The organism is Youngiibacter multivorans (assembly GCF_017873395.1).
GTDB lineage: Bacteria > Bacillota > Clostridia > Clostridiales > Clostridiaceae > Youngiibacter > Youngiibacter multivorans.
This window is the reverse complement of sequence record NZ_JAGGKC010000003.1, coordinates 101,717-127,107: the sequence shown is the minus strand read 5'-3', so window position 1 is coordinate 127,107 and position 25,391 is coordinate 101,717. Positions and strand designations below refer to the sequence as shown.

General features: G+C 46.0%; 24 protein-coding genes. 3 read left to right on the top strand and 21 right to left on the bottom strand.

Annotated features, from left to right (window positions below; all coding sequences use genetic code 11):
- Nucleotides 1-30: 30 nt before the first annotated feature.
- From J2Z34_RS03165 to hflX, 18 genes are all read right to left on the bottom strand, one after another.
- On the bottom strand, nt 31-549 hold the full coding sequence (locus J2Z34_RS03165) for an adenine phosphoribosyltransferase (RefSeq protein ID WP_209458404.1): 519 nt from the start codon (nt 547-549) through the stop codon (nt 31-33).
- Nucleotides 550-562: 13 nt separating this feature from the next.
- Nucleotides 563-1,339 carry a single-stranded-DNA-specific exonuclease RecJ family protein gene (locus J2Z34_RS03160; RefSeq protein WP_209458403.1) on the bottom strand — a complete coding sequence of 259 codons (777 nt, stop codon included), beginning with the start codon at nt 1,337-1,339 and terminating at the stop codon, nt 563-565.
- Between the two features lie 86 nt (nt 1,340-1,425).
- Complete coding sequence (secF, locus tag J2Z34_RS03155) at nt 1,426-2,337, bottom strand: protein translocase subunit SecF (protein WP_209458402.1); 912 nt, start codon at nt 2,335-2,337, stop codon at nt 1,426-1,428.
- The gene (gene secD / locus J2Z34_RS03150) at nt 2,330-3,580 is read right to left on the bottom strand and encodes a protein translocase subunit SecD (RefSeq protein WP_209458401.1); all 1,251 of its coding nucleotides are present in this window, start codon (nt 3,578-3,580) and stop codon (nt 2,330-2,332) included. Before secD ends, secF begins: the two co-directional genes overlap by 8 nt.
- 97 nt (nt 3,581-3,677) lie before the next feature.
- Nucleotides 3,678-3,962, bottom strand: a complete 285-nt coding sequence (gene yajC / locus J2Z34_RS03145) for a preprotein translocase subunit YajC (RefSeq protein WP_245250488.1) — start codon at nt 3,960-3,962, stop codon at nt 3,678-3,680.
- 98 nt (nt 3,963-4,060) lie between these two features.
- Nucleotides 4,061-5,191 carry a tRNA guanosine(34) transglycosylase Tgt gene (tgt, locus tag J2Z34_RS03140; RefSeq protein ID WP_209458400.1) on the bottom strand — a complete coding sequence of 377 codons (1,131 nt, stop codon included), beginning with the start codon at nt 5,189-5,191 and terminating at the stop codon, nt 4,061-4,063.
- Between the two features lies 1 nt (nt 5,192).
- A complete protein-coding gene (queA, locus tag J2Z34_RS03135; RefSeq protein WP_209458430.1) occupies nt 5,193-6,218 on the bottom strand; it encodes a tRNA preQ1(34) S-adenosylmethionine ribosyltransferase-isomerase QueA in 1,026 nt (341 codons plus the stop codon).
- A gap of 13 nt (nt 6,219-6,231) precedes the next feature.
- On the bottom strand, nt 6,232-7,260 hold the full coding sequence (gene ruvB, locus J2Z34_RS03130) for a Holliday junction branch migration DNA helicase RuvB (RefSeq protein WP_209458399.1): 1,029 nt from the start codon (nt 7,258-7,260) through the stop codon (nt 6,232-6,234).
- Between the two features lie 9 nt (nt 7,261-7,269).
- A complete protein-coding gene (gene ruvA, locus J2Z34_RS03125) occupies nt 7,270-7,857 on the bottom strand; it encodes a Holliday junction branch migration protein RuvA (protein ID WP_209458398.1) in 588 nt (195 codons plus the stop codon).
- A gap of 116 nt (nt 7,858-7,973) precedes the next feature.
- Nucleotides 7,974-8,297, bottom strand: a complete 324-nt coding sequence (locus J2Z34_RS03120; RefSeq protein WP_209458397.1) for a hypothetical protein — start codon at nt 8,295-8,297, stop codon at nt 7,974-7,976.
- Nucleotides 8,298-8,412: 115 nt separating this feature from the next.
- A complete protein-coding gene (locus tag J2Z34_RS03115) occupies nt 8,413-9,339 on the bottom strand; it encodes a pseudouridine-5'-phosphate glycosidase (protein ID WP_209458396.1) in 927 nt (308 codons plus the stop codon).
- Complete coding sequence (locus J2Z34_RS03110) at nt 9,320-10,432, bottom strand: PfkB family carbohydrate kinase (RefSeq protein WP_342453082.1); 1,113 nt, start codon at nt 10,430-10,432, stop codon at nt 9,320-9,322. Before J2Z34_RS03110 ends, J2Z34_RS03115 begins: the two co-directional genes overlap by 20 nt.
- 117 nt (nt 10,433-10,549) lie before the next feature.
- Nucleotides 10,550-11,314 carry a zinc ribbon domain-containing protein gene (locus tag J2Z34_RS03105; protein WP_209458395.1) on the bottom strand — a complete coding sequence of 255 codons (765 nt, stop codon included), beginning with the start codon at nt 11,312-11,314 and terminating at the stop codon, nt 10,550-10,552.
- Between the two features lie 699 nt (nt 11,315-12,013).
- Nucleotides 12,014-12,826 carry a ZIP family metal transporter gene (locus J2Z34_RS03100; protein WP_209458394.1) on the bottom strand — a complete coding sequence of 271 codons (813 nt, stop codon included), beginning with the start codon at nt 12,824-12,826 and terminating at the stop codon, nt 12,014-12,016.
- 32 nt (nt 12,827-12,858) lie between these two features.
- Nucleotides 12,859-13,596: a YebC/PmpR family DNA-binding transcriptional regulator gene (locus J2Z34_RS03095; RefSeq protein WP_209458393.1), complete on the bottom strand. Its 738-nt coding sequence runs from the start codon at nt 13,594-13,596 to the stop codon at nt 12,859-12,861.
- 52 nt (nt 13,597-13,648) lie between these two features.
- On the bottom strand, nt 13,649-14,299 hold the full coding sequence (locus tag J2Z34_RS03090; RefSeq protein WP_209458392.1) for a YigZ family protein: 651 nt from the start codon (nt 14,297-14,299) through the stop codon (nt 13,649-13,651).
- Entirely contained in the window at nt 14,299-15,192 is an 894-nt protein-coding gene (locus J2Z34_RS03085) for a nucleotidyltransferase domain-containing protein (RefSeq protein ID WP_209458391.1), read from the bottom strand. The genes J2Z34_RS03090 and J2Z34_RS03085 overlap by 1 nt, the downstream gene beginning before the upstream one ends.
- The gene (hflX, locus tag J2Z34_RS03080; protein ID WP_209458390.1) at nt 15,189-16,979 is read right to left on the bottom strand and encodes a GTPase HflX; all 1,791 of its coding nucleotides are present in this window, start codon (nt 16,977-16,979) and stop codon (nt 15,189-15,191) included. Before hflX ends, J2Z34_RS03085 begins: the two co-directional genes overlap by 4 nt.
- A gap of 98 nt (nt 16,980-17,077) precedes the next feature.
- Here hflX and hpt point away from each other — a divergent pair, with 98 nt between their 5' ends.
- The gene (gene hpt / locus J2Z34_RS03075) at nt 17,078-17,599 is read left to right on the top strand and encodes a hypoxanthine phosphoribosyltransferase (protein ID WP_209458389.1); all 522 of its coding nucleotides are present in this window, start codon (nt 17,078-17,080) and stop codon (nt 17,597-17,599) included.
- Between the two features lie 157 nt (nt 17,600-17,756).
- Here hpt and J2Z34_RS03070 read toward each other — a convergent pair whose 3' ends face one another.
- Nucleotides 17,757-19,487, bottom strand: a complete 1,731-nt coding sequence (locus J2Z34_RS03070) for an IS1634 family transposase (protein ID WP_209458388.1) — start codon at nt 19,485-19,487, stop codon at nt 17,757-17,759.
- Nucleotides 19,488-19,786: 299 nt separating this feature from the next.
- On the opposite strand from J2Z34_RS03070, the gene J2Z34_RS03065 reads away from it, so the two are divergent.
- A complete protein-coding gene (locus tag J2Z34_RS03065) occupies nt 19,787-22,123 on the top strand; it encodes a transglycosylase domain-containing protein (RefSeq protein ID WP_209458387.1) in 2,337 nt (778 codons plus the stop codon).
- Between the two features lie 5 nt (nt 22,124-22,128).
- A complete protein-coding gene (locus J2Z34_RS03060) occupies nt 22,129-22,599 on the top strand; it encodes a methylated-DNA--[protein]-cysteine S-methyltransferase (protein WP_209458386.1) in 471 nt (156 codons plus the stop codon).
- A 56-nt stretch (nt 22,600-22,655) separates the two neighbouring features.
- Here the strand turns inward: J2Z34_RS03060 and J2Z34_RS03055 are convergent, their stop codons facing one another.
- Both J2Z34_RS03055 and J2Z34_RS03050 read right to left on the bottom strand, forming a co-directional pair.
- A complete protein-coding gene (locus tag J2Z34_RS03055; protein ID WP_209458385.1) occupies nt 22,656-23,297 on the bottom strand; it encodes a lactate utilization protein in 642 nt (213 codons plus the stop codon).
- Nucleotides 23,298-23,338: 41 nt separating this feature from the next.
- Nucleotides 23,339-25,312 (bottom strand): transketolase-like TK C-terminal-containing protein, encoded by a 1,974-nt coding sequence (locus tag J2Z34_RS03050; protein ID WP_209458384.1) that lies wholly within the window; start codon nt 25,310-25,312, stop codon nt 23,339-23,341.
- Between the last annotated feature and the right edge of the window lie 79 nt (nt 25,313-25,391).

Here is a 25,391-nt window from a genome sequence, read left to right as displayed (position 1 = left end):
TTACATTATATTGATATTGTACGTATTTGTCTAGAATTCGTACTGGACGACTGACTCGACGCTATATCCGTCAAGCTTGTCACGACCCTTCAGTCCAGTAAGCTCGATTATGAAGTCCACCGATGCAATTTTGCCTCCGGCAAGCTCAATAAGCCTTGCACAGGCTGATATTGTGCCACCTGTCGCCAGAAGGTCGTCGACAAGAGCGATCCTTGCACCCTTCTCGAAGGAATCCTTGTGGATTTCAAGAGTGTCAGTGCCATACTCAAGATCGTAGGTTATAGCCACCGTTTCTGCCGGCAGCTTCCCTCTTTTCCTTATCGGAATGAATCCAATCCCCAGCGCATACGCAAGTGGTACTCCGAATATGAAGCCTCTTGCTTCGGGTCCAGCGATATAATCAATGTTCTGGCCTTTCAGTTTTTCTGCCATGTTGTCAATAAGAGTCCTGAAAGCCGGACCGTTGCCTATAAGAGTTGTAATGTCCTTGAAGCTTATTCCCTCTACAGGAAAGTCCTCGATTATCCTGATATTCTCCTTGAAATCCATGTTATCCCCCATTTCAGCATAGTGCCAGGTTCTGAAGATATTTTGCGATCTGCTCCGCTCTGTTTCCATCGCCAGTCGTGAGCATCTCGATAATAATTCGTGAGTTGTCTAAAGCGCCTACCGGATTGTCCTTTGGCGTTATGAATTTTCTGATTCCATCGATATCGCCTCTTGTAATAGCCTTGGCTGCGCAAAGTCCGTAGTTGGTGGTGCAATCAAGCTGTTCCCGGCCAAGCGACCTGTACAGGTTTTCGTCCTTTCCTAGAGGACTCCCGGCAGGAGCACCAAGATACACGAGATCCGAGTATCTCATGAAATTCCTTGTATTGTAATACCTTGAAAGAAGCTCTGAAAGCTGGTATACATTCCCTACAAGGGACAGGTCTTCCTTATAGTATGAGAGAGCATCTCCTTCAGTTCTTGCGCCAATTGCCATTGCCAGACCTTCGCCGCCGCCGGCAGCCTCACAGGCAGCTCTTGTTATCCTCTCAGAGAGAGTTATCATAAGTCCAGGTGAGAAGAAGTCGATGTGTCGCCTTACCAGGTCCTTCAGTTCATCAGCGCTTTCGTTGCCGTCGACCACGAAATACTCCACATCTGAATTGAAATACCTAAGTACCAGTACGAGTATGGATATCCCGCAGATTCCCTCCCTGTCGCCAGTACCGTAGACTATTACCTTTTCCCTGTTGTTGATGGCCTTCGTCAGTCTTTCTATGTAAGGCGGTTTATACTCAGGAACTGCCTGAGTCCATGATGCGCCTTCTATTATTCTTTTTAGGATTCTCACCATGGAAATTCACCGTCCTGAAAACACTATAATTATAATACAAAAGAGCTGCGCCTACAAACGGCACAGCCCGGCTGCATGAGCCGTTATTTTGCCTTCGCGGCCTTGAAGGGGGCCTTCTTCTTTGCAGTATGCTTCTCTATCATCTTCTTCTCAAGCATCGTCCAGACAGGACTTGCAATGAACGTTGATGAATAGCCTCCGGAAATTATTCCGATGGTTATCGGAAGCGCAAAATCCCTGACAGCAGGTACGAACACATAAACTGCAACGATTGTGAAAAGCGTTGTTGCCAAAGTATTGATGGACCTTGTTATCGACTGGTTTATCGACTGGTCAGCAACTGCTTCAGGCGTCTTGTGCTTGTTGCTCTTTAGGTTTTCCCTTATCCTGTCGAATATTACTATCGTGTCATTTATCGAGTAGCCGAGAATTGTAAGTACTGCAGCGATGAACGGAGTATTGAGCGGTATCTGGAATATCGCATATACCGATAGCGTTATGAGGATGTCATGCAGCAGCGCGATAATTGCAGCCAAAGCAAAATTGAATCTGAACCTGAATGAGATATAAATCAGCATAAGGAGTGAAGCAATGAGTACCGCTTTGATACCGCCAGAAGTCTGCTCCGCACCTATTGCAGCACCTATTGTACTCTCAGATATTACCGGATTTTCAGAAAGCTTATATGCTGTCTTGAGCTCAGCAACAAGGTTTGCAGTGTTTTCAGTATCAAGGCTCTGGCTTCTAAGCTCCAGCTGAGTACCGTTGACCTTGGACGAGACTGCATTCGTATCGTATTTCTTTACAACCGCATCCACATCCGCCTTGTTGAAATCACTTCCCATTTCGATCACAACGCTTGTGCCGCCAGCAAAGTCGATTCCCATATTAAGTCCTTTAGTTGCCATGAAGCCAAGACCAAGGATTATTATCGCCATTGAGAACGTAAACCAGATTCTCCATTTTCCAACTATCTTGAAATTCGTCTTACGCATTTGCTATAGCCTCCTTGACACCGAAGTCGGAAGGCTTTTTTAGCATACCGGTATGCAGGCCTATCTTCAGCAGCTGTTTTGTTATTACTATTGCACTGAACATTGAAACTACAATACCTATCATGAGCGTCAGTGCAAATCCCTTCACGGCTCCTGTTCCGACAAAGTAGAGTACAAGTCCGGCTATTATCGTAGTTATGTTGGCATCAAGAACGGATGACATTGCCCTGTGGAAGCCTGCGTCAAGCGCCTTCTTAACATCCGACCCCGACTTCAGCTCTTCTCTTATCCTCTCAAAAATCAGGACATTGGCATCAACCGCCATTCCTATGGTTAGTAGGAATCCTGCGATTCCTGGAAGGGAAAGAGTAGCATCTATGCTGTAGAAAATAAGCAGAACAAGATATATGTAGAATCCCAGCGCCAGTGATGCGAGGAATCCAGGCTTCCTATAATACCCTATCATAAGGATTACGACAAGCCCGATGCCTACCATTCCCGCTTTCATTGTGTTTGGGAGTGCGTTCGCTCCAAGAGTAGGCCCTACTGTCTTGACTTCAACAGCCTTGACTGGATAAGGAAGTGCTCCGGAAGCGATGATGCCAGCTACGAACTGAGCCTCTTCAAGGGAATCCATTCCCGTGATCATTGCTTCTCCGTTTGATATCTCAGCATTGACAACAGGATTTGAAATCTGTTCAGCATCCATGTTGATTGAAATCTGCTTCCCGATGAATTTCTTTGTTGCTTCAGCGAACTTCGTCGTTCCGGACTCGTTAAGCTCAAGCGATACGATTGCCGCGCCTGTGTTGTCTACCCTGGCTTCTGCCAGCTTGACGTCACTGCCAGTTAGAATTACATTGCCGTCCGGGTCCTTGAATGTGAGGACTCCTGTGGTCGACAGGCTCTTCACTATTTCGCTGGAATTGAACGCGCCAGGTATGTCAATCCTTATCCTTTTGGCACCTTCCGTGGTTACCACGGTTTCACTGACTCCAACCTTGTTTACCCTCATTTCGAGAAGGTTCTTGATGACATCAAGCTCCGTTGTCTCAAGGCTGTCTGTCTGCACTTCCATGACGACAGTTACTCCACCCTGAAGGTCGAGGCCTCTCTTTATGACCTCCCCGAAGGATTTGAACCTGTATCCCTGCAGAGTGAAGCCCTCAAGGCCCATGTACGCAAGGAATGACAATATTAATATAATTGCGATTAGAATTGTTGTGTATCTTCCCTTTTTCATAACCTTCCTCCGTAAAATTCGATTTGGTTGCCCTTTTTCATCAAAACAGGCAACAGCCTAGGCTGCTGCCTGATTGTCATATGCTTTCTGTTCCATGTCAATCGTCCGGATTGGTTTCTTTCCTGACAAGATTCGCGACAGCGTTCCTTGCCATTTCAATCCTGACAGCATCCGGCCCGGTCTCCAGAATTATCTTGTCTTCACTTATGACGGCAATCCTGCCTACTATGCCGCCCCTCGTAGTCACTATGTCTCCTGTCTTCAGACTTCCTATAAGCTCCAGATAAGCCTTCCTTCTCTTCTGTTCGGGCATGAACGTAAGAAAATAGAAGACAGCAAGGAGGATCAGTATAGGCCAGCTCTGCATGATTATTTCAGTCATCAATGCAACTCCTTCAAATGAATATATCTTATTATAATTAAATAACGCCTTGAATTAAAGTGATTTTCACAAATTGTACATTATTTGATTACAAGAAGCTATAATTTACCCCTTACCATGGCAAGCTTTCGTTCCTTATATTCACTGAAAGTACCGTTATCAAGTGCGTCCCTTATCTCTGTCATCATTGTGTTGTAAAAGTGCAGATTGTGTAGAACACACAGCCTCATTGCAAGCATCTCCTTCGCCTTGAACAGGTGCCTGATATATGCCCTGGTATAGCTTTTACAGGTCGGACAGCTGCAGGTGGAATCTATTGGAGCATCATCAGTCTCGAACCTCGCGTTGTTGAGGTTCAGCCTGCCTGAATTTGTGAACACATGGCCATGCCTTCCGTTTCTTGCCGGAAGGACACAATCAAAGAAATCCACTCCCCTGTCGACAGCTTCCAGTATGTTTTCGGGAAGTCCCACGCCCATAAGGTAAATTGGTTTGTCCTTAGGCAGGTGCGGTACTACAGCTTCGATGACATCATACATCTCATCATGCGTTTCACCGACTGCAAGACCTCCTATGGCAAATCCATCCATGTCCATTCCGGAAATCTGCCTTGCATGAAGCACTCTCAGGTCCTTGTAGGTGCCTCCCTGGTTTATGGCAAACAGCATCTGCTTTCTGTTTATGGTATCCTCAAGGCAGTTCAGCCTGTCCATCTCTTTCCTGCATCGGTCAAGCCATCTTGTCGTACGTTCCACAGACCTTTCCACATAATCTCTCGGGGCTGGATTTTCAACGCATTCATCGAATGCCATCGCTATGGTCGATGCCAGATTGGACTGTATCCTCATGGATTCCTCAGGACCCATGAATATCTTGCTGCCATCTATATGGGAGCTGAAATATACGCCCTCTTCCTTTATCTTCCTCATTGAGGCCAGGGAGAAAACCTGGAATCCACCGGAATCAGTCAGTATGGGCCTGTCCCAGTTCATGAACTTATGCAATCCCCCAAGCTTCCTTATGACCTTGTCGCTTGGTCTGAGGTGCAGATGATAAGTGTTAGACAGCTCCACCTGGCAGCCGATCTCCTTGAGGTCCATTGAAGATACCGCACCCTTGATTGCCGCAAGAGTACCTACATTCATGAATACGGGAGTCTCGATATCGCCGTGTGGCGTCGTAAGCCTTCCTCTTCTCGCAGATCCTTCTGTTTTCAATAAAGTATACATGTTATTTAATGAACATGGAGTCGCCGAAGCTGAAGAATCTGTACTTCATCCCGACAGCCGTCCTGTAGGCCTCCATGGTCTTCTCCTTTCCCGCCAGTGCTGACACCAGCATTATAAGCGTTGATTCCGGCAGATGGAAGTTAGTGATCAGAGCATCGACGCATTTGAACCTGATGCCGGGATATATGAATATGTCGGTCCATCCCGACACTTCCCTTACATATCCCTTATCATCAGCCACCGTCTCGAGGGTCCTGGTTGAAGTGGTGCCTACTGATATCACTCTTCTTCCTTCAGCCTTCGCAGCGTTGATCCTGTCTGCAGTCTCCCTTGATATTGAAAAGTATTCTGAATGCATAACGTGAGCATCGATATCCTCAACCTTCACCGGCCTGAATGTCCCGAGCCCCACGTGAAGAGTCAGGAACACAGTTTCCACACCCTTTTCCCTGATCCTCTCCAGCAGCTCGGGCGTGAAGTGAAGCCCAGCTGTCGGTGCCGCTGAAGACCCCTCTTCTCTCGAGTAGACTGTCTGATACCTTTCCCTGTCCAAGAGCTTTTCAGTAATATAGGGAGGAAGCGGCATCTCTCCCAGAGTGTCAAGGATCTCCTCGAATACGCCTTCATACTCGAACCTTACTATCCTGTTTCCGTCATCGAGGACCTCAACAACTTCAGCCGAAAGGAGTCCCTCTCCGAAGGTGAACCTGGCTCCTGGCCTTGCACGCCTTCCAGGCTTTGCTAAAGCTTCCCAGGTATCCTTGTCTTTCCTCTTCAGGAGCAGGAACTCGATCTTTCCTCCCGAGCCTTCCTTGGACCCGATAAGCCTTGCAGGGATTACCCTGGTGTCGTTCATCACAAGCACATCGCCTTCTGTCAGATATTCCGGAAGGTCTGAAAATACCCTGTGCGATATCTCACCGCTAACCCTGTCAACTACCATCAGTCTCGAACTGTCCCTTTTTTCCAGAGGATGCTGAGCAATCAGTTCCTCAGGAAGATCATAATAAAAATCATTAACCTTCAAATCAATTTCCCTTCTAATCGAACAGGGATGCCTGTCCCTCTTCCTTATCATCCATATTTATTCCCAGATGGTCATAAGCTCTTTTAGTTGCGCACCTTCCCCTAGGAGTCCTTATAAGGAACCCCTTCTGGAGGAGGTATGGCTCATATACATCGACTATGGTATCAAGTTCCTCCCCAATGAAATAGGAGAGTGTCTCTGCACCTACAGGTCCGCCTCCGAAATTCTTAACTATAGCTTCCAGGATCTTCCTGTCTATCCTGTCAAAGCCTTCCTCATCAACATCAAGCATGTCAAGTGCCCTTGAAGCGGACTCAGTATCTATTGTATCCCTGCCAAGAACAGTAGAGTAATCCCTTACCCTTTTCAGAAGTCTGTTTGCTATCCTTGGTGTTCCTCTGCTCCTTCTTGCAATTGCAAGAGCACCCTCGTCGGTTATCCTGCAGTTTAGGATTCCTGCGCTCCTCGTAATAATCTCCCTCAGCTCATCATAGGTATAGTACTCCATGCTCAGATGAACCCCGAACCTGTCCCTGAGAGGAGAAGTCAGAAGGCCTACCCTGGTTGTTGCCCCGATTAGCGTGAACCTTGAAAGGTCGAGCCTTATCGATTTGGACTGTGCTCCCTTTCCAATTACAATGTCCAGGGCATAATCCTCCATTGCGGGATATAGTATCTCCTCAACTGTTCTTGACAGCCTGTGGATTTCATCTATGAAAAGCACATCGTTATCCTTCAGCGAAGTCATTATAGCCGCAAGGTCCCCTGCCCTTTCGATGGCAGGTCCGGAGGTTACCTTGAGCGAACCTCCCATTTCACGGGCGATTATGTTCGCAAGTGTAGTCTTTCCAAGCCCCGGTGGTCCGTGAAGCAGCACATGGTCAAGGGACTCCCCTCTGATCTTCGCAGCCTTTATGAACACCTTGAGACGGTCCTTGACCTTCTCCTGACCGATATACTCTGCAAGCCTCAAAGGCCTTAGGGAAAACTCGCTTGATATGTCCTCCTCAATGAAATCGCTTGCTGTTATTCTGTCATCCATATATCACACCTACCTCATAAGCAATTTCAATGATTCCTTGATGGAATCTTCAAGAGTTAAGCCGCCACCAGCTGACTTAAGCGCACCTTTTGCTTCCCTGTCGGTATAACCCAGTGCAATAAGTGCTGCGAGAGCTTCATTTTCCGTATTCTCTGCTGACGTATCTTCTGCCGATTCCTCACCATCGATGCCGTCGGCATGCAGCTTGCCCTTCAGCTCAAGTATTATCCTCTGTGCTATCTTTTTGCCTATTCCAGGCGCTTTCATAAGCAGACTTTCATTCCCGTTTATTATCGCAAGCTTAAGCCTGTCTGGCATACTTACCGATAAAAGTGACAAAGCAGCTTTCGGTCCGACTCCGTTGATTGTTATAAGTACCTGGAACAGATCCAGCTCATCCCTTGTTGAAAAGCCATACAGACCAAGGAAATCCTCCCTTACGATCTGTACTGTATAAAGGATGACCTCTTTCTTCTTCTCAGGCATCATAGCCATTGTATTTCCGGACGTAAATACCTTGTAGCCAAGCCCCCCGGCTTCCACCACAACACAGTCCTTCAATATTCCCATATAGATTCCTCTTACATAGTCGTACAAACTGCCACCTCCTGATTCCCTATCCTCTATGATAACATGAAGTCTCTGTCCTAACCATATTCACGGACACAAAAAGACCGCAGCCTCCATTGACTGGAGCCTGCGGCATTCATATATTATTTTTCTTCCTCATCATAATCCACATCAACAACATCATGTGTCTGTCTGAAAAAATCTTCATCCTGTACGCTTTTGACAACATTGTCAACCTCGGGACCCCTGGTTTCCTGGGGATTGCTGGATGTCGTATCCTTCTTCCCCTCCCATTCTGTCCTGTAGGTTCCGCCGGATTTGTTCATAGTCGGCCTGAGAACCCTCGAAACCACATACCATATGAGGATGAATATCGCTATGTAGGGCAATGCAGTGATTGCTATTGATATTATGAAGAATAGAATCAGCCCGCCTATGATCATTCCAAAAATGTTTCCAGTTTTCATTCAAAATCCCCCTTGGAGCCCTATGCTTCCTGAGGCACTACTCCCTTATGCTTTATCATGGATCAATCATCGATTAATCATGAGTTAATGATAACAGCAAAGGATTAAACAAGGATTAAATTTTGGAAAGACCTGCAGCAATCCATGAAGCTACCTTCGCATTGTTGAGCACAAGCTGTATGTTCGATTCAAGTGACTCTCCGCCTGTAAGCTCCATGACCTTCTCAAGTATGAAAGGTGTAACCTTCTTGCCCTTTATACCTTCTGCCTTGGCATCTGCTAGAGCCTGAGAAATTGCCGTATCGATGACAGCCTTGTCCATTGCATACTCTTCTGGAATCGGATTTGCGATTATCGCTCCGCCATCTAGTCCCATTCCCCATTTTATTTTAAGTGACTCAGCGATTTCCTCAGGGCTGTCAAGCCTGTAGTCGACATTAAAGCCACTTTCCCTTGTATAGAACGCAGGCAGCTCCTCCGTGCCGTATCCGATAACCGGGACGCCCTTCGTTTCAAGGTATTCAAGAGTAAGACCGATATCGAGGATGGATTTTGCTCCTGCACATACTACAGCCACATTTGTCCTTGCGAACTCTTCAAGGTCAGCTGATATGTCCATTGAAGTTTCAGCACCCCTGTGAACACCGCCAATTCCACCTGTTGCAAACACCTTTATTCCTGCCATATCAGCCATGATCATTGTTGCAGCTACGGTAGTACCACCATCCTTCTTTCCTGATACTACGAATGGTATGTCTCTTCTAGAGCATTTCACTACATCCTTTGCAGATCCCACGTAGTCAAGCTCTTCACGGCTCAGTCCCACCTTCAGCCTTCCTTTGATTATCGCCATGGTGGCAGGCACTGCTCCGTACTTTCTGATTTCATCCTCAACCATAAGTGCAGTCTCTACGTTCTGCGGGAATGGCATCCCGTGGGTTATTATAGTTGATTCCAGTGCGACCACCGGCAATCCCTTTTCAAGCGCTTCCTTCACCTCTGGTGCAATGTCCATGTACTTTTCAAATTCTGTTGATTTCATAATTACCCTCCATAATTTTATTTATTGATTCAACACTTGTGTTTTTGTTGATCGTATCGCTAGAAGCAAGATTGATTAGTGAAGCCCCAGTTCCAAAAATCGCAGCATCCCTTATATCAAAGCCTTCGGTTTCTGCATATACTGCGCCTGCAAGAAATGCATCTCCAGCTCCTGTCGCGCTCCTTATGTCCACCTTGAGCGCTCTGCAGATTCCTCTGTCGGTTCCGTCACTGAAGAATGTGCCATCTGGTCCTAGAGATATGAACACCTTTGACACTCCGATCTCATGAAAGTGATCTGCGTTCTTCAGAAGACCTGAATGGCCCTCAGCGCTAATACCGGAAATGGCCTCCGCTTCCAGCCTGTTTGGCTTTATGCAGTCGAATCTTCCGATCAGGTCCTTTATCCTCAGCGCCTTTGTAATGGAAACTGTGTCCAGGTATTTCATGTTTTTCTGTGCCATTCCCAGTGCTGTCTCGATAACATCATAACTAAGGTTTGCATCGAACACCGACACCCTGCTTCTTTCAAGAATCGGCATCTTGTCAAGTAGATATGACGTGTCGAGCTTGTCGTAAATCTCCATGGATGAAACAGCGATATACATGTCTTTATCTTCATCAAGTACCGAGAGGTATATGCCTGTGGACTCTCCGGTAATCTTCCTTATATGTGAGACATCGACTCCTGCTGCTCTCGTTTCCTCAAGCAGACGCCTTCCGCTTTCATCGTCGCCAACTACTGAAATAAGCTTGACCGGAAGCCCCAGTCTTGCCAGATTTTCAGCAATGTTCCTTCCGACACCTCCAGGGGAAAAAGTAACGCTTCCGGGATTCGAGTCCCTTCCGGACAGCTTCCCATATGGGGAACCCGAGATATCCATATTGCAGCCACCAATCACAGTCACATAGCTCTCGTCATCCAGCACATATCCCTTGCCCTTCACAGCGCCCTTCTTCATCAGGTTAGCAATATGCACAGCTACTGATGATCTTGTGATCCCAAGCATTTCTGCGATATCCTTCTGGGATATCATGGGATCTTTCCTTATTATGTCGAGGATCTCCTTTTCACGGTCAGTCACTGCATTCACCTCTCATAAGCTTATGTTTGCTCTCTAAATATTTGCTTATACTAATTGTACTCCTGACTATTCCAAAAATCAACATAAAAAAGAAGCATATCGAAAAAAATCGACAGCTTCATTTAATCATCTATTTATGTCTGTTATCAGCTTTGTGTATTCAACCCTTAACTCTTCAAGCTTTTCTCGTTCCTCGCTGGTGACAGAATTCTCGAAATATGTCACAATCTCCTTTTCTGTCTCGAGCAGCTTTTCCATAAGCTCATACTTGCCCTCAAAAGTCTTTGGCGGGTTTGCAAGTTCTCCCACAAGGACATCAAGAGTCTGGCTGTTTTCCCTCATGGACTTTACAGTAGATACATCCAGCAGCCTGTCAACCAGGCCGTCAGCTGCAGTCCCCAGTCCAAGCCCCTTGAAGAAGCTATTTAGGTTGAGCTTCCCGATTGAGGCCACGCTCTCATCTATCAGGGCACCCTGCTCCTCAAATCCCGAAACCACTGTGCCATACTTTTCCCTGTAGTTTTCAAGCTTTGCCAGCTCTTCAGCCTCTTTTTTCTGGTTGGCAAGCATCACTGCTTCTTCGGTGCGTTTCTGGTTAGTTGCAACTGCCAGATCAACGCTGTAAAAAGCAAGAATCGCTGCCACTGCAAGAAACACAATCAGAACAAGCCTCAGGAATATCCCGCCCTGTCTGCCGCTTTTCTTCTTCAGGGAGGCGTCCCTGTCATATATGTAATCCTCAGTAAGAGGATTTGCTATCATGTCATTCGCTTCATCATATTCGCCAAGGCTCACTTTATCGTAACCCTCCATTCCAGCGAAGGGTTTGCCGCACTGGCTGCAGAATCTGCTTCCGACCGGGTTTTCATATCTGCAATTCCTGCATTCCAATCCTTATCACCTGCCCACGTCAAATGATAATACTCATTATTTATCAAGGCCTTTTGAGAAGCTTAAAAATGGTTTAATTTTCAAAGTAAATCGGTACCGGGTAACAATTGCCAACCGTTACCAATTATTCCTCAGTAAAATATATATTATTTATAACTTGTTATTAATCTGTTAGCAAAAAATAAACATTAATTGAAGTTAGTCATACATATTTTACCAATTATAATACAATTACAATAATATATTGAGATAATTATATTTATTCCCAGATCTATTGATATTTATTTTATTTTATATATACTTATTATATCTAGTTAATAATGTCTTTAGAAAGGAAGTGCGAGATTGCCACAATTCATTATCATTGCTCTTATTGTACTAATTATTGCTAAGATGGTATCTAGGAATTCATCAAATCCAAATACTCGCAATGAAGCAAAGAAAGTTGCAGATCACATTCTTTACGGTAGAATAGGTAAACAAGCTGCTCATCAATTGTGGGGGTGCTTTGGAGTAATATTCTTAGTTACAGCATTCTTATTTGGATTCATTATACTAGGCACTGTACTTTAATACATCTACATCCATTACTATGCTATAAAAAGGGTGGTTATAAACTAATTTGTTTATAACCACCCTTTTATACTATCGGTTGTTATCAATACCTTATATTGATTCAATATAGTTTGAGATCAAAACTTATCCCAAAGCCACATCAAGTACCATCATGACAGTAAATCCTATCAAAGCTCCCATGGTCGCCACATCGGAATTCCCATTTGACTGGGCTTCCGGGATCAGCTCTTCGATTACCACATATATCATGGCACCAGCTGCGAAGCAAAGCGCATATGGCAGTATCGGTCTCATTATCGAAACAAGATAGGCACCGAGTACACCAGCTATTGGTTCTACGATACCTGAAGCCTGTCCCAGAATGAACGCCTTGAACCTTGACATCCCTTCCCTTCTGAGAGGTATTGATACCGCTGCTCCTTCAGGGAAGTTCTGAAGTCCAATACCTATCGCAAGGGCTACTGCCCCGGCAAGTGAAGCTGTGGAGATGCCATGGTATACAGCACCAAATGCCACACCTACCGCAAGGCCTTCAGGTATGTTATGAAGGGTTATTGCAAGTACCAGGAGTATACTTCTCTGCCATGAGGTCTTTATTCCCTCGGCTTTGTTAGTTGCAAGACCCTGGTGAAGGTGTGGAAGCAGTCTGTCGACAATATAAAGGAAAATACCTCCGCCCATGAAGCCAATGGCTGCAGGGACCCAGGCCACATAGCCCATTTCTTCTGCAAGAGTGATTCCTGGGTTGAGCAGCGACCAGAAGCTTGCAGCAATCATTATTCCTGCAGCAAAGCCAAGCATCGCATCGAATACCTTCTTGTTGATGGTCTTGAAGAAGAAGACAAGCGATGCTCCAAGCGCAGTTACGAACCATGTGAACATGGTGGCCATGAGTGCCTGGGTTATTGGTGACATACCGTTCAGAAAATCAAACATTTGTGTACCTCCCTCAATATGAGATGGAAGTCCTAATCTTCAAATCCCTCTGCAAACTCAGCATTGTGCCATACCGAATCCACATCATCATCCTCATCAAGCTTGTCGAGAAGCTTCTGGAACTTCTCAGATGCTTCCATGTCAAGATCAGTGTATACATTTGGAATCATAGTGATTTCAGCTTCAAGGAATTCAATTCCTTGTGCCTCAAGCGCTGCCTTCACTGCATCGAATTCCTCCGGTGCGGTAATCACTTCGTATACCTCTTCTTCAGCACTGAAATCCTCGGCTCCTGCTTCAAGTGCAAGCATCATCAGCTCTTCCTCATCCAGTTCATCAGTCTTCTCAATGACCAGCTGGCCCTTCTTGTTGAACATGAATGTGACTGAACCTGATGTCCCGAGATTCCCTCCGAACTTGTCGAAAGTGTGCCTTACATTTCCTGCGGTCCTGTTCTTGTTGTCAGTATAGGACTGAACAATTACAGCAACTCCGTTAGGTCCATAGCCCTCGTATGTGATATCTTCATAATTCACACTTTCGAGTTCGCCGGCACCTTTCTTTATCGCCCTGGTTATGTTGTCCATTGGCATGTTTGCAGCCTTTGCCTTCGCAATTACGTCCCTGAGCTTTGCATTGGTATCCGGACTGCTGCCGTCCTTGGCTGCCATGATGAGCTCCTTGCCGATCTTAGTGAATATCTTGCCCCTTTTCGAGTCCATTTTGCCTTTTTTGGCCTGTATGTTGTGCCATTTTGAATGTCCTGACAAATCTATCTCCTCCGTTTCTTACGACTCTGAATTATACCACATGGACCCCGGTCTATACAATATCCATATAGAGCCTGTCGTCCTCCTTGTAGTAAAGAGTCCTCTCCCCTGCCCTGACCTCAAGTCGACCTGATGCCGCTTCTGTCAGCCGGGATATCAGCCATGCCGTCCTTTCTTCTTCCAGATATATAGTGATTTCAACATCCTCTGAATATACAGTATCCTCGATGTGTATTCCGTCCTCTCTGAGAAGATGCTGAAATTTACCAAGGAGCTCATATGCTATCTTAACCTTCACTTCATTTCCATACACCCGTTCAACGGATCCGCATGCCCCAATCGCATCTGACGCCCCTCTAATATATGCTCTGGTCAGCCCGCTGGCACCCAGCAGCACACCTCCGAAATACCTGGTCACGACAATGACGGAATTTCTCAATCCACTTTTCCTGATGACATCAAGCACCGGAAGTCCTCCTGTCCCCTGAGGCTCTCCATCGTCGCTGTACCTTTGAATATTCTCATTTTCTCCTATGGTATACGCATAGACATGGTGCCTGGCTTCCTTATATCTGCTTCTCACCTTGTCTATGAACGCCCTTGCTTCCTCCTCGGTTTCCACTCTCCTGCCGGAACCGATGAACACTGATTTCTTTTCAGTGAACTCCGATGACCCTTCGTTCCTTAGCGTCCTATAACCCATTATATCTGGTACACATTCTCTCTGATCAGTTCTCTTCTTTCGAAGGTCTTTACCGGCCGAAGCTCCATCTTAAGGAGGTTCTTGGAATGGAGCAGTGAGAGTATCCCTTCCATCTCAATTGAAAAATCCGAGAAAAATGGATCCCTTGATATTTCCCTGGCGCTCTTGAATCCAGGATTTTCCCTGAGGTAAGCCAGGAGAATTTCTGATGCCTGCTGAATTTCCATGTCGATCGTGGTCTTCAGATATCTGTTGACCTCGGTTATCCTTGTTTCAAGGTCTCCCTCTCCGACCAGTATCCTGAACTGCCTGTCAAATTCCCTGTCAAGGTTCGCAGCCATTGACAATGTATCCTTTGATATCATATAGCCCCTTGAATTCACATATACCGAAGCGTACAGCTCCATGGAATCTATGAGCGTCCTGAATGCTCCGAACAGGTTGGATCCAACAAGGAACTTCTCTGTTGAATCTATTGTCTTTATCAACCTTCCAAGGTATGAGAGCGTCCATTTCCTTCTGTCCATATCAGGATAGAATCTTTCATCATTATACTTTGCCCTTATTTCCTCGTCCTTGGAAAAAACTATCTTCGAAGAAGAGAATATCCTGTGCATATAGCTGCCCTTCACCCTGAACCCCTTAAGGTTCAGGAATTCTTCCTTTGAAATGACCTTAAGGTGCACGGGCACGCCGAACTCTGTGGAGTAGACATTTCTAATTCCGCCTTCGGCTTCCCTCATTATCACAAAAAAATCAATATCGGAATTTTCCCAGAGGTCTCCTGTAACCATGCTGCCGAAGACGAACGCACCCAGAACCTCATGGTTGGCTTCGAGAGCCTGTGCGACATTCTGGTATGCCTTCTGATATTCCAAAATCAGGTTCTTCATTCATTTCCTCCGATCAGGAATTTCTCATACATATAGAGGTCCCTGTCAGGCACCTCGGCCTTTACATATGTTCCATCTTCCCTGTATTCCTCCGCAATCACTGTTCCTCTTGCCCTTATTGAAGAGAGCAGCTTCTGTTCGCTGTAGGGCACAAGTACCTCGATTGCGCTATGGGTCCTCGGCAGAGTTTCCATGATCATATCAAGGATCAGCTCAAGGTTCTTGCCGTTCTTTGCGGATATTTCGATGATCTTGTGCTTGCCCTCATAGAGCTCACGTATGTCATCCACTACAAAGCTCAGACCCTTGTCCACCTTATTCAGTGCAATTATCGTATCCTTGTCTCCGCATCCAATTTCTTCAAGGACGCTGTCTACAGTAATCGCCTGTTTATAGGCATCATCCGAGGATGCGTCGATGACATGCACAAGCAGGTCTGAAAAGACCACCTCTTCAAGAGTTGATTTAAATGCTTCTATAATGTCATGGGGAAGCTTCCTTACAAATCCGACTGTGTCTGTAAGGGTTATGATCCGCTTGTCCCTAAGAGCTATGGCCCTGGTTGTCGTATCAAGGGTCGCGAAAAGCATGTCGGCTTCGAAGACCTTCTCTTTGACGACTGAGTCCTTGGAAGATATCTCGTATAGAGCGTTCCTTAGAGTGCTCTTGCCAGCATTTGTGTATCCTACAAGAGAAACCTTCTGGATTTCATTTGTTTCACGGTTCTCCCTCTGGACTTCCCTGACACCGGTAATCTTCGTCAGTTCCCTTGTAAGGTCTGTAACCTTCTCCCTTATCCTTCTCCTGTCTATCTCAAGCTTAGTCTCACCTGGTCCCTTTGTACCGATTCCTCCGCCAGTCCTCGACATCACCGTTCCAAGGCCTATAAGCCTGTTCATCCTGTACTTCAGCTGGGCAAGCTCCACCTGCAGCTTTGCCTCCCTGGATCTGGCGCGTCTTGCGAATATCTCAAGAATGAGCGTCGTCCTGTCGATTACCTTCACTCCGAGCTGCTCTTCGAGGTTCCTTATCTGGGTTCCAGTAAGCTCATCGTCGAATATGACCACGTTGCTCCTTGTCAGCTGCAGCCTCTCACCAATTTCCCTGACCTTTCCGCTTCCTACAAAGAAGGCATTGTCAGGCCTCTCCCTGTTCTGGATCACAATATCCGCAACCGGCAGGTTGCAGGCTTTGGCAAGTTCCCTAAGCTCCTCGAGACTATCCTCGGTATCTATTCCAACAAGTACTGCCCGTTCTTCAGGCTCCGATATGCTTTCTCCCTGCTTCATGAGGGTTTCATTGAAAGTAATCCTGTCCAGAATGTCAAATGACAAAGCTGACTGAATGTCCATCGGCTGCGTAGCCTGTGCTGCAAGCCTTCCTTCATCGACAGTAAGGAAGCCTAACACCATTGTCGGCTCTTCACCAAGTCCTATGGCTGCAATGCAGTCCAGCTTCATCTTCACAAGGGCTGAGACATCAAGGGCTGAAAGCCTTGGGTTTCCGTTAGGATGAGTATGAATTATCCTTGTACCCGACAGCTTCCTTTCCTTAACGTCGAGAAGCGGCAGAGATACGCTGCTGGAGTCGCCTATTGTGACTTCCTGCACCTTTCCCCTTCTGTCGATTGCAACAGATATCTCCCTTTCGGTCTCCCCGGACAGCCTTAATATGAGGTCCGTGATCTCCTGCGATGCTATCTGGTATTTTGGTGTCTTTATCTCGAATATAGTCTCCAGTTCATCCAGAATCCTTTTTCTGATCCCGTCAATATTTCCTGAAATCACAAGATTTCCTCCTTCTTTTCCAAATTCTTGACATATTTCCTTTAATTATATAGTATTTAGTACAAGAATTACAGTGTACGCACAGTGCGGAGGTTCACATGGAAGATAAAAAGATGAATGTATTGATATCGGCAGATGAAATAAAGGAAAGAATCAGGGAACTCGGCGAAGAGATAACAAAAAAGTACAAGGGCCAGAAGCTCTATGTGCTCTCCCTCCTGAGAGGCAGCTTCATCTTTACCGCTGACCTGGTCCGCGCCATGGATACCGAGGTAAAGATAGGATTCATGACAACTTCATCCTATGGCCATGGAGAGGAAACAGCCGGCAGAGTTACAGTAGTCACTGATATCGCGGATGACCTTGAAGGCTTCAACGTTCTTGTTGTGGATGACATCATAGATACCGGAATCACAATGGATTTTGTCATGAAGCACGTCATGGCAAAGGGTGCAAAGGCAGCCACATGCTGTACGCTCCTGGACAAGCCATCAAGAAGAAGGGTAGAAATAGTACCTGACTTCTGCGGATTTGTGATTGACGATATTTTTGTCGCTGGTTATGGCCTCAACTACGGCGACTACTACAGGAATATTCCGTTTGTCTTCAACTGGCAGTAGAATATTCTGAAAATCCCACTAAATATTAAGATTTTCTAAAGATGCCGTTCCTTAAGGTGCGGCATCTTTTATGATATAATCCTGTCTTTGACACTTTAAGGACGATAAAAGCCTGGAAAACGTTGATATTATGCGTTTTCCGGGCTTTACAATTTTGCTATTTTTTGCGTAATGTTTTTGGGTTTTCGGTGTGTTGAATAATTTTTTTCATCATATTTTGTGTCAGCACTTCGCGGTCAGTCTGGAATCCGAACTTCTCATGCAATGTGTCTGTCAGATCTGTCCTTGTGTATGCCGGAATGTATCCCTTGGACTTTATGGGAACCATCTCCATATCTCTCAAAGTAGTGATGATCTCAGGAACTGTGTACTTATTTTCAATCTTCTGCTCCAGTATCCTCAGTATCAGCAGTGACAGGAAGCATGTCAGGAAGTGGGCCCTGATGCGGTCTTCTCTTGAAAGGTGCACTGGTCTCGCCTTGAATTCTGTCTTCAGGACCCGGAAGGACTCTTCAATTTCCCACCTTCTTCGATTGATTTTAAGTATGTCATCCACATCGCCTTCCAGGTTCGTGCATACCCCATAGAACCCGTCATATTGTTCCTCATTGGCTATTCGGTCAACATCAAGACGGACTAGTTCTTTTTGTGCAATTTCCCCATCCTGAGTGCAGTGGGTAGAACTAAGGAACCTCTTTGGGTCATTGCTTCGCTTCTGCTTGAGCTTGGCCGGCTTGTCAGCCAGTGCCTGGGCCCTTTCGATCTGCCTGCCTCGGATAGTCCTCATGTAGTTCTTGTACTTGGGGGAGTAGGTGACAATCAATCTCTGCGACAGTCCATCTTCGTTGATCCATCGTTCCTTGTAGTAGATACGTGTATTGCTGGACAAGTCGCTTACTCTCCGGATATCTATGTCCGCGTCGACATTGGGCAGATGCCAACCTGTTGGATCAAGCGCCCATTCCTTCAGGTGAGCTTTCAGTCTCTTGATGGATTGGGTGACTATGTAGGAGCGATTCTGCTTGTTGTTGAACTTGCGGTTGTCAGTGCTGCCCAAGCCGGCATCAGTGCAGACAATGAACTCGGAAAGATTGAAATCCTTGATTATCCTCTTTTCCAGTGGTGTCAGTGTATTCTGCTCATTTTTTGATCCCTCATCTATACAAAATGCCAGAGGCATTCCGCTTCCATCCATGAACAATCCCATCTGAACCAATGGATTGGGCTGATGCTGCTTCCCAACACCATATTTGCGGAGTGAATCCTCTTCTTCTATCTCAAAAAAGTAATTGGTGCAGTCGTAGTAGAGGACTTTAGTATTCCTCTCCGCTAGCTGGAGACTGTTCTTGTACACCTGCATCTCAATCTTTTCAATGTTCTGGCTAAGTAGGCTCAAAGCCCTGTAAACCTGATGCAACGAGAAATCAGGCGGTTCAATGTAATTAAGGCTGGCTTCGTAAGATGAGCGCTTGGATGAAGGGTTTAAGATCCTCGTATATAGCAGCCTGGAAAGTATGGAGTCCAGGTTGTATTCAGTTTTCGTCTCACTGGAAATGGAATGGCATATCTTGTCCAGTTCCAAACCAGTGTAGATGCTCTGGAGGAACAGATATCCGCTTTGCACCTTGTTGATCTTCTCTTTTGGAATCTGCTTTGCAGTGGAGAGCTTCTGGATTACAGTTTCCTGATCCTGGCTCTTCTTCTCATTGAGCTCCTTGACATAGGCCTGTGCCCATTCTATTGGGTCCTGGCCGTTGAGCTTAGCTTCCAATTCTTTGACAGAGCCTAAAGACTCCACAACACGGGTAGTTCGCTTGCCGTTTTCTTTGACATCCTCAATTACGAAGATATTTGTAGCGTTAGGAGATTTGGAAATGGTCAATCTCATAATTCATTCACCCCTATATATTGTAACACATTACGACACATTACGCAATATATAGAGATCAAATTTGACACAAAAAAAGAAAAAAGTCCTTGAATCCAAAGACTTTTGAGATTTGTTCAATTTGAGGAAGTGTCAAACTCCCGTCTTCAACTGGCAGTAGAATATTCTGAAAATCCCACTAAATATTAAGATTTTCTAAAGATGCCGTTCCTTAAGGTGCGGCATCTTTTATGATATAATGGTTTATAAATTTCAATGGAGGTTGTTTTCAAAGTATGAATGGAAAGCCCAAAAGAAGGGTGAACGCAAAAACTAGCGGATTCACGATGGTCATAAAAACAATAAAATTCCTTTTCATAGCTCTTGTGGTTGCGACACTTGTAGGTGGATTGTATGCCGCCAAGATAAGCCTTGCCATTGCGGAGGATGCCCCTGAACTGAACGCTGCAAAATTTATTCACCAGAACCAGCCTTCCGTCATCCTTGACTCGACTGGTACGCAGTATGACATCATCCACACTGATGAGGTGAGGTTCCCGGTTTCCCTTGAAGAAATGGGGACTACTCTGCAGAACGCCTTCATATCAATTGAAGACGAGAGGTTCTACAAGCATAACGGCGTTGACTACAGAAGGACTATTAGTGTCGTTATTCAGGATGTGGTCGGAAGAATAACCGGAAACAGAAGTATGCAGGGCGGATCAACCCTAACCCAGCAGATAATAAAGAACACATTCCTCACCAGGGACAAGGAATATACAAGGAAGATAAAGGAAATATTCATGGCCCTCGAGGCTGAAAAGGTCCTTTCAAAGGAACAGATCCTCGAGACTTACATGAATGGTATTTTCCTCGGCGGAAAGGCTAACGGAGTAGAAGCTGCTGCTAGGCAGTACTTCTCAAAGAGTGCAAAGGACCTGGCTCTGATAGAAGCTGCATATATTGCAGGTACGACACAGAGCCCATCTGTTTACTATGCGTTTTCAGACAGCTCAAAGGCCAATCCTGCAAAGTACATCAACAGGACAAAGCTCGTACTTCAGGCTATGCTCAGGAATGATAAGATCACCCAGGTGGAATATGATACAGCAATATCTGAGCTTGACGCCACCGGGATTGCCTTCAACCAGACCATGCTCATAACTGACAAGTACAACTATGAATATTTCACCAGGCCTGTAATCGACCAGGTCAAGGCAGACCTCAAGGAAAAGAATGGTCTGACCGACGAGGAAATCAATGAGCTGTTAAGCTACGGAGGCCTCACTATACACTCCACCATGAACAGGGCTGCACAGGATTATGCGCAGTCAATACTCAATGACTTCAATAACATCAAGAGCGAATACGATAAGCCGGAGCTCAGGGAAGCAACTGCAGCAGATCCGGAGAGCAAGGTCAAGACCCTTAACGATGGCTCAAGGTGGGTTGAGGAAAAGATTACTACTGAAGCACAGGCAGCTTTTTCAGCTGTGGACTATAAGACTGGACAGGTTCAGGTCATAGTTGGAGGAAGGAACCAGGATGCAGCCTCAGGCTATAACAGGGCCTATTACTCCCCTACATTCACAAATTCAGTCCTCAGGTCAATTGGTTCCACAACAAAGCCTCTCGCCGTTTATGGACCAGGAATCGATACAGGCAAGATCACGCTGGGAAGTCCTGCAAATGACACTAAGCTTGAAGCGACTCTATATAAGAGTCTCGGTTTCCCCGCTAGCCCACTTAACGTCAACAACAAATACACAGGCATGACGGACATACGCACCGCCATAGTAAATTCATACAACACCGTATCAGTCAGGACCTTTTCAGTCGTAGGAAAACAGACTTCCCAGAGCTATGGTGAGAAGTTTGGAATGATATATGCAAAGGATACGGAGAATGTTGGAGCATCTACCCTCGCCCTCGGATCGAATCATGAGGACGGCAAGGATGGAGGAAACCCACTTATACTTGCAACTGCCTATGGTGCCTTTGGAAACAGCGGAATCGTCACAGAATCGATACTCTATACAAAGGTAACTGATGCATCCGGAAACGTGATCCTTGAGAATGTGCCTGAATCAAGGCAGGTCATCAAGCCACAGACAGCTTACATCCTTTATGACATAATGAAGGACGTTGTGAAAAAGAACGTACCTAATGCCAAGCTTACAAGCATGCCAATCGCAGGAAAGACAGGAACATCCCAGGGAAGGATAGACACCTGGTTTGCAGGTCTCAGCCCATATTATTCAGCTTCAATGTGGATCGGTTCCGATACGCATGAAGAGCTTCACAAGGCAGGCTCCCGGGCAGTACAGACATCCTATGCCACCCAGGTTGCATTTGGCAAGATCATGAAATTCCTTCATGAGGGACTTCCGGTCAAGGACATCACGAGACCAGGAGGAATCGTACAGGGTTCGTTCTGTACAGAATCCGGTGCAATCCCGAATGACTACTGCACAGCGGCTGGAACTGCAAGGACAGACCTCTTCATCGATGGGACTCAGCCAACAGAGCTGTGCACAATACACATCCCGCCGGTTGAGCCAGAGCCAATACCTGTCGAACCTACCGATCCCCTTGCCCCGGTAGTAGTACCACCAGCAGGGAACAACAATAATGATAACAAACCGAAGAATCCTTGAGGCAAATGACGAAAGAAGTCGCTGTAATTAAAAGTATTGTTGGTAATATCGAGCTTGAAGGTGATGACGGAGCTGTTACAGGACTCGCCTTCACATCCAAGCCCCTTAGTGCTCCACCTGCAGGTTCAGTCCTTGAGGAAGCAGCAAGGCAGCTTGATGAGTATTTCAAACACCAAAGGAAGGAATTCAGCGTTCCCTTGGTGTTTCAGGGGACCAGCTTTCAGGAAAGGGTCTGGAAAGAGCTTTTGAACATTCCATACGGAAGTGCCATATCTTATGGTGAGCTCGCAAAAAGATGCGGAGATCCAAAAGCAGCCAGAGCCATCGGAGGAGCGGTAGGAAAAAACCCTATCGGCGTAATCATACCCTGCCACAGGATAATTGCTGGTGACGGCACTCTTGGCGGGTATACAGGCGGAACTGATTTCAAGAAGCTTCTTCTGAAGCTTGAAGGAATATCCTGGAAAAATGCTTGAAAATCAAAGAGTTAGAGAGAGAGCCGGATATGCTTGATTGCACATCCGGCTCTTTTTTAGTATCCCATGTTTTCCTTGACTATGATTACTTCTATCCTGTCCTTCACATTCTGCCTTCTTATCAGGGTGTATATGTTGCATATCCTTCCCTGACTTGAGCAGTCCATGCAGGTTCCTGAAACTGTACATGGGTTTCCTGTAGCAAGTCTAACATTATTTGCAGGTGCTGCTATTCCCTGTACCCTAGAGACTGCATCGACCTCATCCTCTACTATCTTGTTGAGACCAATTATGACAAACACCTTGTCAGGTCCATAGATCATAGCTGCTGTCCTGTTGCCTGTTCCGTCCACGTTGTAAAGTGTACCGTCCATAGTTACGGCATTGGTTGATGCTATGTAAAAGTCGCTTGAGAAGCTGTTCCTGAAGACCTGCTTCATATCTTCCTTTGACAGGTTTGGAGCATATCTGTCATGGAACACAAGGTCCCTACTCCTCAGATACTCAGGAATCTTCAGGTCGATGACTGTCATCGAACCGCCGAGAGCAACACTGGCCTTGTCCGGTATCCTCTCATCAAGGAATCCCTTGACGTCCTCAGCCCTTTCAAGTATGACTGTCTTTATGTTGTTTTTCTCCAGTGCCTTCGAAAGCCTCTCCAGCTTGTTGTCGTAAGTCTTAAGTAAATTCTTGTCCATGACTTCCTCCCTTTAAATGTTTTTCATATTGCCCGATACTATTATTTTAACAGCTTAAGTGCTTCCTCTGCCACTTTTTCAGGTGTAAGTCCGCATTTTTTAAGGAGCGTCTGCGATGGACCTGTACCGTTGCAATCATCGCTTATTGCAAATCTTCCCTTCTTACCCAGGAACCACTGCCATCTTGAAGGGCTGCCTGCCTCTACAGCCATTCTCTTCTTTATGTCCTTTGCCAGGACCCCATCCACGTAATCTTTGGACTGAGCCAGGAAAAGCCCCTTTGACGGTATGCTTATAACCCTGACATCCATTCCCTTCTCAATGAGTATTTTCCTGACTTTAAGCGCTATTCCCGCTTCATAGCCGGTTGATGCGATTATCAGGTCAGGTTTCTTCGATGTCTCCTTAGCCAGTATATATCCGCCTTTCTCCGCCTCTTTTGAAGACCCTTTCATAATCGAAGCGCTTATCCTTGAAACCATTATTACTGTAGGACCTGTAACTGACTCCATCGCTTTTATCCATGCAGATGCTGTTTCAACTGCATCGCCAGGTCTGAATATTACAAGTCCTGCAATACCCTCCATCAGTTCCTGAACTTCCAGAGCTCTCCCTGAAGGTCCCCGTTCTCCAAGTGACAGGCTGTCATCAGTAAGCACGAATACACTATCCAGCTTCATCATTGCTGAAAGCTTCATAGCCGGCAGCAGTCCGTAACCCGATGATGCTCTTGCAAAAGAGATGTATTTGATCCCGCCATGCAAAGCGGCTCCATTTGCGATTCCCCCAAGCGCATTAACCCTGCTGCCGAGTTTCAGTGCCTTCATACCGGATGACCTTATGGTGCCGCTGTCAGCTTCAGTCACTTCAAAGCCGGCAGTTTCAGAAAACCCTGCCATCAGGCTGCCTATACCCTCCATGAAGATATCAAATATCTTCTTTGAACTCTCCATAGTTGATTCCTTGTCTTTTCCATTTTTATAAAGACCCTCTACGTCAATGTTTCTGAGGTGCTTTCCTCCGTACCAGCATTTAAGCTCCTCGCTCAGTTCAGGGAAATCATTTTTGTAGCCTTCAATTAGGTTCCTCCATTTTAAGGCTTCACGTGACTTCACCATAATTATCTCTTTGATCCTCGACCTGATGTCATCAGGCACTACAAAGTTGCCATATGTCCACCTTAAGCTTTCTCTCGCCTTGCTGATCGAAGCCCTTCCAAGCGGTCCTGTAAGGGCTTCCCTGGTGTTTGCCTTCCCAGGACATCCATACCCTGTCTGAACCTTGATGCAGATCAGGGCTGGCTTACCATGTATCCTCTTGGCCTGTGATATTGCATTATCAATCACAGCCGGATCGTTACCGTCCCGGACATCCTGTACCTGCCATCCCATAGCCTTGAATCTCATCCGAATATCCTCTGGATACATTTCTGCGGATGATCCTTCGGGAGTCATCCCATCATCCTCATAAAGCACGATGAGATTGCCAAGCTTAAGCTTACCGGCTACTGCGCAAGACTCCGATGCATTTCCATTCATCAGGCTCTCATCGGATGCCAGAACATAGGTATAGTGCGAAATCACATCATAGCCGGGCTTATTGAACCTTTCAGCCAACTGCTTTTCAGCCAAAGCCATTCCGACCGCATTTGCAATTGCCTGTCCGTATTGTCCGATAGTTGCCTCAACACCCCTCCTGGTATCTTTTTCGGGGTATACAGGCATGTTTGCTTCCCATTGGCCGAACCTCTTCAATTCCTCAATGCTTATGCTTCCGGTGAAAAGATGAAGCAGCGCATACAGCAAAGGTCCACCCTGTTCAGATGCCATGATGAACCTGTCTCTGTTTTCCCACTCAAGATTTTCAGGATCGAATTTCAGATGGTTGGAAAAAAGGCTGTAAGCAATAGCTGCAGACCCCATTCCAGTTCCGGCACTTCCTGCGCCAGCTCTTTCGACCATGTCCGCTGAAAGGAATCTGATTGCATTTATTGTTTTCAAATCTACGGAATTCATATAAGACCCCCTGATTTACAGTGAACTTCAATTCAATTATAATGATTGTAAATGTATTCAGCAACAAATGTTGAAATTT

What these genes read in the sequence shown, in the direction of transcription:
- J2Z34_RS03100 (WP_209458394.1), bottom strand. Translation starts at nt 12,826, where the DNA reads ATGTTTGATTTTCTGAACGGTATGTCACCAATAACCCAGGCACTCATG.
- J2Z34_RS03115 (WP_209458396.1), bottom strand. Translation starts at nt 9,339, where the DNA reads ATGAAATCAACAGAATTTGAAAAGTACATGGACATTGCACCAGAGGTG.
- J2Z34_RS03085 (WP_209458391.1), bottom strand. Translation starts at nt 15,192, where the DNA reads ATGAAGAACCTGATTTTGGAATATCAGAAGGCATACCAGAATGTCGCA.
- hpt (WP_209458389.1), top strand. Translation starts at nt 17,078, where the DNA reads ATGGAAGATAAAAAGATGAATGTATTGATATCGGCAGATGAAATAAAG.
- J2Z34_RS03060 (WP_209458386.1), top strand. Translation starts at nt 22,129, where the DNA reads ATGACGAAAGAAGTCGCTGTAATTAAAAGTATTGTTGGTAATATCGAG.
- ruvB (WP_209458399.1), bottom strand. Translation starts at nt 7,260, where the DNA reads ATGGATGACAGAATAACAGCAAGCGATTTCATTGAGGAGGACATATCA.
- J2Z34_RS03090 (WP_209458392.1), bottom strand. Translation starts at nt 14,299, where the DNA reads ATGGGTTATAGGACGCTAAGGAACGAAGGGTCATCGGAGTTCACTGAA.
- secD (WP_209458401.1), bottom strand. Translation starts at nt 3,580, where the DNA reads ATGAAAAAGGGAAGATACACAACAATTCTAATCGCAATTATATTAATA.
- J2Z34_RS03165 (WP_209458404.1), bottom strand. Translation starts at nt 549, where the DNA reads ATGGATTTCAAGGAGAATATCAGGATAATCGAGGACTTTCCTGTAGAG.
- J2Z34_RS03070 (WP_209458388.1), bottom strand. Translation starts at nt 19,487, where the DNA reads ATGAGATTGACCATTTCCAAATCTCCTAACGCTACAAATATCTTCGTA.
- yajC (WP_245250488.1), bottom strand. Translation starts at nt 3,962, where the DNA reads ATGACTGAAATAATCATGCAGAGCTGGCCTATACTGATCCTCCTTGCT.
- J2Z34_RS03055 (WP_209458385.1), bottom strand. Translation starts at nt 23,297, where the DNA reads ATGGACAAGAATTTACTTAAGACTTACGACAACAAGCTGGAGAGGCTT.
- J2Z34_RS03050 (WP_209458384.1), bottom strand. Translation starts at nt 25,312, where the DNA reads ATGAATTCCGTAGATTTGAAAACAATAAATGCAATCAGATTCCTTTCA.
- J2Z34_RS03120 (WP_209458397.1), bottom strand. Translation starts at nt 8,297, where the DNA reads ATGAAAACTGGAAACATTTTTGGAATGATCATAGGCGGGCTGATTCTA.
- tgt (WP_209458400.1), bottom strand. Translation starts at nt 5,191, where the DNA reads ATGTATACTTTATTGAAAACAGAAGGATCTGCGAGAAGAGGAAGGCTT.
- secF (WP_209458402.1), bottom strand. Translation starts at nt 2,337, where the DNA reads ATGCGTAAGACGAATTTCAAGATAGTTGGAAAATGGAGAATCTGGTTT.